The following is a 4,212-nucleotide window of genomic DNA, read 5'->3' on the forward strand; positions in this document are numbered from 1 at the left end:
GGCCCGTCCCTCCTCGGCGACGACGGGAGCGCGAGTGTGATCGGCTGCGCCGTGATGGCCGGCCTTATCGCGATCACGGCCACGTTGCTGCACGTCGGGTCGGTCGTCGTCGCACGTCATCGTGCGCAGGCGGCGGCCGACCTGGCGGCGGTGGCGGTCGCCTCGGCGCTGGACCGCGGGGTCGTGGGGGCCTGCGAGGCGAGCGAGGTGATCACCATACGGATGCGAGTGCGATTGCGGCGCTGCGAGATCGACGAGTGGGACGCCCTCGTCGAAGTTACCGCTGTGGTGTCGGCCCTCTTCGGCGGGAAGGAGGCGACGGCCGTCGCGCGAGCCGGTCCTGCCCGATGATGCCCGCCGGCGGGTCGCTCGCGGCCGTATCCAGCGGATTCGCGCTCGTTGCTTACCTGTGCTTATTATGTGTGACGGTCGTCATAGGCGATTGTGGACACAGTGGTGGTGGACGAAGCAATTCCGGTTCCCGGTCGGGCAGCGGTAAGGGGTGCGGGAGCGGATGTAGTGCGGGGATGAGGGTCGGTTCCGTGGTCGGAACTCTTTCGCATCGACGTATCCGGCAGGCGACGCGTGTTCCTGTCTGATTACGAAGGTATTTCGTTCGTTCTTTTCCGGTCCCCCGATCGGGGACGCCGCGTGACGGACTCTCGAAGTGTGTCTAGAGTCCTCCGACATTCCGGGCTGCACATCGTTCGCACTGTGGCCCACACCGACACCGCGGACCATCGCGGCCTGCGCGGACGGCGACCTCGTCCCGCGGGAACTGAGGAAGGATCGATCTTGAGGGTCAAGCGCGTAATCGCGGCCGTGTCGGCAGGCTTCGTGGCTGCCGGCCTGCTCGCGGCATGTGGGGGCGGCAGCGCTTCCGGTGCCGAGGGCGTCTACAGCCTGCACATCATGCAGCCCGAGAACCCGCTGGTTCCGGGCAACACCACCGAGAGCGAGGGTAATCAGGTCCTCAAGTCGCTGTTCACGCCGTTGGTGCGCTACAACGACGAGACCAGCGAGGTGGAGTACACCGGCGTCGCGAAATCGGTCGAGTCCGAGGACCAGATGACCTGGACCATCGAACTGAACGAGGGCTGGACGTTCCACGACGGAACTCCCGTCACCGCGAAGTCGTATGTCGACGCGTGGAACTACACCGCTCTGAGCACCAACGCGTACGGCGCCTCGTACTTCTTCGAGAACGTCAAGGGATACGATGAGCTGCAGGCCGCCGACGGTGCCGAGCCCGCCGCGACCACCATGTCGGGCCTCGAGGCCGTGAACGACACGACGATCTCCGTCGAGCTGAAGGAACCGTTCGCAATCTTCCCGGTCACCCTCGGGTACACCGCGTTCTACCCTCTGCCCGAGGTGTTCTTCGACGACCCCGAGGCGTTCGGTCGCCGTCCGATCGGCAACGGCCCGTTCAAGGCCGACGAGGACTTCGTCGACGGTCAGGGCTTCACCGTGACCAAGTACGAGGACTACGCCGGTGACAACCCGGCGCAGGCCGAGGGCGTACAGTTCAAGGTCTACACCGAACTGACCACCGCCTTCACCGACGTCCAGGCCGGCGGCCTCGACGTGCTGCTGGATCTGCCGCCGGACGCCTGGGCCACCGCCCGCGACCAGTTCGGTGATCGTTACGTCGAGCGCGCCCGCCCCGACATCACCGCGCTCTCGTTCCCGACCTACGACGAGCGTTTCGCCGATCCCCGTGTCCGCGAAGCATTCTCGATGGCGATCGATCGTCAGGCCATCACCACGGCCATCTTCACCGACACCCGCACGCCGGCGGCCTCTTTCGGATCGCCCGTCGTCGAGGGGTACCGCGAGGACGCCTGCGGCGCCAAGTGCGAGCTGAACGTCGAGCAGGCCAACAAGCTTCTCGACGAGGCGGGCTTCGATCGCAGTCGACCGGTCGATCTGTGGTTCAACGCCGGAGCCGGGCACGACCAGTGGATGACCGCGGTCGGCAACCAGTTCCGCAGCAACCTCGGTGTCGAGTACGTGCTGCGCGGCGACCTGCAGTTCGCGCAGTACCTGCCGCTGCAGGACGACAAGGGCATGACCGGTCCCTTCCGGATGGGCTGGATCATGGACTACCCGTCGCTGTACAACTTCCTGGCTCCCGTCTACAGCACGGCCGCGATGCCGCCGGCCGGGTCGAACATGTCCTTCTACAGCAACCCCGAGTTCGACGCGGCCCTGTCGGCCGGTAACAACGCCGACACCCTCGACGACGCCACGGTGGAATACCAGCGTGCCGAGGACATCCTGTTCCGCGACATGCCCGCCACGCCGCTCTTCTACGGACTGAACCAGGCCGTGACGAGCGACCGGGTCGACAACGTGAAGATCGACGCGTTCGGAGACATCGTGACCGAAGAGGTCACGGTCGGCTGAGTGACGAGTGGTGGGGTGTCCCGCGCAGACGGGACACCCCACCACCCACGTAGGACGTTCTGTTCCGTATAGGAGAACCCAGTGGGTCGCTTCATCACGCGTCGATTGCTGCTGACCGTTCCGGTCCTGATCGGCGCCTCGTTCCTCATCTTCGCGATGGTCTACGCCCTTCCGGGCGATCCCATTCGCGCGCTGGCGGGCGATCGCCCGCTCGCTCCCGCGGTCGTGGCGCAGCTCCGCGCCCAGTACAACCTCGACGATCCGTTCTTCGTTCAGTACATCAAGTACGTCGGCGGACTGTTCCAGGGCGACTTCGGATCCGACTTCTCCGGTAGGCCGGTGCTGGACACCATCTCGCAGCGGCTGCCGGTCACCATCCAGCTGACCGCCGTGGCCGTGGTCTTCGAGATCCTCATCGGCGTCACGGCCGGTGTGCTCGCGGCGCTGCGCCGCAATTCCTTCTTCGACAACCTCGTGCTCGTCTCGTCGACGCTGCTCGTCTCGATCCCGGTGTTCGTCCTCGGCTTCGTCTCGCAGTACGTCCTGGGATACAGGCTGGGTCTGTTCCCGATCGCCGGTATCAACGACGGCTGGTACAGCTACCTGCTGCCCGGGCTGGTGCTCGCATCCCTGTCGATGGCCTACGTGGCGCGGCTGACGCGTACCGCGGTCTCGGAGTCGATGGCGGCCGACTACATCCGCACCGCCCGTTCCAAGGGTGTCGGATACAGCCGCATCGTGACCCGGCATGCCTTGCGCAACAGCCTCATCCCGGTCGTGACGTTCATCGGTGCCGACATCGGCGCGTTGCTCGGCGGCGCGATCATCACCGAGTCGGTGTTCAACATTCCCGGGCTCGGCCGCGCCATCTTCGACGCTGTGCAGAACCAGGAAGGTGCAGTGGTCGTCGGCATCGTCACGCTGATGGTCTTCTTCTACATCTTCTTCAATCTCGTCGTGGACGTGCTGTACGCCTTCCTCGACCCACGGATCAGATACGAGTAGTGGTGATGGATTCCAATAACGCCGAGGCCGCCCGCCAGCACGCCGTGCAGGAAGGCGAGCCGGGAAATGTCGTGACCGGTGAGGCCGTCGAGCTCGTCGGCCAGGCGAGTCTGTGGGGCAACGCGTGGAAGAAGCTGCGTCGCAGCGCGTTCTTCTGGTTCGGAGCCGTCATCACCATCGTCCTCGTCGCGATGGCGGTGGTGCCGCAGGTGTTCGCCCGCGGGATCGATCCGCGGGCCTGCGACCTGTCGGACACCCGCCTCCCACCGAGCGCACAGCACTGGTTCGGAACCGATCTGCAGGGTTGTGACTACTACGCCAACGTCGTCTACGGCGCCCGCGTGTCGCTGTCCATCGGTCTGCTCGCAGTCATCGGTGTGCTGGTGATCGGTATCCTGATCGGTTCGCTGGCAGGATATTTCGGAGGGATCCTCGACAGTGTGCTGGCGCGGTTCACCGATGTCTTCTTCGGCATCCCGCTCCTGCTCGGCGCGCTCGTGCTGCTGACCGTGACCAGCGAGAGGACGGCCCTGACGGTCGCGATGGCGTTGATCGCCTTCGGCTGGATGACCGCGATGCGTCTGGTGCGGTCGTCGGTCATCGCCGTCAAGGGCAGCGAGTACGTCCAAGCGGCGCAGGTGCTCGGTGCGTCGACCTTCCGCATCCTCGTCCGGCACATCCTGCCGAACGCCCTGACCCCGGTGCTGGTGTACGCCACCGTCGCCGTCGGTACGTTCATCGCGGCCGAGGCGGCGCTGTCGTATCTCGGTATCGGCCTGGCAGATGCCGGCCATGTCC

At 65.6% G+C, this 4,212-nt stretch carries 4 protein-coding genes; all 4 read left to right on the forward strand.

Going from position 1 to position 4,212, the window contains the following annotated elements; all coding sequences use genetic code 11:
• Positions 1 to 351 (forward strand): Rv3654c family TadE-like protein (locus tag R1101_RS0117205; protein WP_016934607.1); only part of this gene is annotated, 351 nt, incomplete at its 5' end.
• A gap of 444 nt (positions 352 to 795) precedes the next feature.
• Complete coding sequence (locus R1101_RS0117210) at positions 796 to 2,409, forward strand: peptide ABC transporter substrate-binding protein (RefSeq protein ID WP_026003396.1); 1,614 nt, start codon at positions 796 to 798, stop codon at positions 2,407 to 2,409.
• Between the two features lie 81 nt (positions 2,410 to 2,490).
• Complete coding sequence (locus R1101_RS0117215; RefSeq protein WP_016934609.1) at positions 2,491 to 3,414, forward strand: ABC transporter permease; 924 nt, start codon at positions 2,491 to 2,493, stop codon at positions 3,412 to 3,414.
• A 5-nt stretch (positions 3,415 to 3,419) separates the two neighbouring features.
• Positions 3,420 to 4,212 (forward strand): ABC transporter permease (locus R1101_RS27240; protein ID WP_051017581.1); only part of this gene is annotated, 793 nt, incomplete at its 3' end.

Origin of the sequence: Rhodococcus sp. R1101 (genome assembly GCF_000278445.1) — a bacterium.
GTDB lineage: Bacteria > Actinomycetota > Actinomycetes > Mycobacteriales > Mycobacteriaceae > Rhodococcus > Rhodococcus gordoniae.